Genomic DNA, 840 nt, shown 5'->3' with positions numbered 1-840 from the left:
CCGTAGATCTGGCCGCGAATTTCAGCTCTCTGGCCTGGCGCAAGCTGATGCAGAATGCGGTGGCTGGACTCATGACACTCACGCACCGCCGCTCAGGCATGTTTGGCCGTGCTGATATCGCCAGGCTTACGCTGGCTTATCTGCAGGAATGCCTGGCCGTGGCACGTGCAGAGGGCGCTGAACTCGGAGACGAAGTGCCGCAGGAGATCCTCGATAAGTTCCGGGGGGCTCCTGCAGACATGAGCTCTTCTTGCGGCTGCGAGCGACGGCCCCGGTTGACCCCTGGAGCCGATGATCGCGCTATTAGTTCTCTTCTTCCTCGCCGTGCTGGCGTGCTCAGCGGCGTTGTCGGTACTGGCTCGTCGCTAATCATGCTGCCCGTCCTCACATGTGGACTTGCCATTGGCATCGCATTGCTCGTCGGTTCGATGATTGCGAAACGTCTCGTCCAGAAACTCCAGACGCACACGTTCGAGCTTCTCATTGATGCAGTTCTCGTCGCCGGGGCAGCTGGGATGTTCCTCGCTCTCAAATGAAATGGCACGCTTGGACTGACGGCGTAAGTGTGTTGTTATCGTGTAACAGCTTTCTACAGGCAGCGACGGGTCGAGATGAAGGGGCTGACAAGCTATTAGAAATGAATAAAGCCGTACCAGTGTATGCTGATACAGCTTTTTGTTATGGATCATGCCGCTTCGTTCTTTTTGCCCCGCTCTGTATTAAAAGGTGGTACGTATGCGAGCCGACATGTGTCCAGATAATCCGACCACCATTGCATCATCTCCTTGCGGGCTTCCAGATGCCCAGCCTTATGAATGTAGGCTGCTCGAACGCTATTAC

At 55.7% G+C, this 840-nt stretch carries 1 protein-coding gene and 1 pseudogene; one reads left to right on the top strand and one right to left on the bottom strand.

Features of this window, described 5'->3' with window-relative positions:
- Positions 1-536, top strand: a 536-nt coding sequence (locus J5224_RS31360) for a ketopantoate reductase C-terminal domain-containing protein (RefSeq protein ID WP_319802522.1), incomplete at its 5' end; no start/stop codon positions are given.
- A 149-nt stretch (positions 537-685) separates the two neighbouring features.
- On the opposite strand, the pseudogene J5224_RS31355 reads toward J5224_RS31360, so the two are convergent.
- A pseudogene (locus tag J5224_RS31355) lies at positions 686-840 on the bottom strand (integrase); the annotation flags it as partial.

Source organism: Candidatus Symbiopectobacterium sp. NZEC135 (genome assembly GCF_025962695.1).
This window is presented reverse-complemented; position numbering and strand designations above follow the sequence as displayed.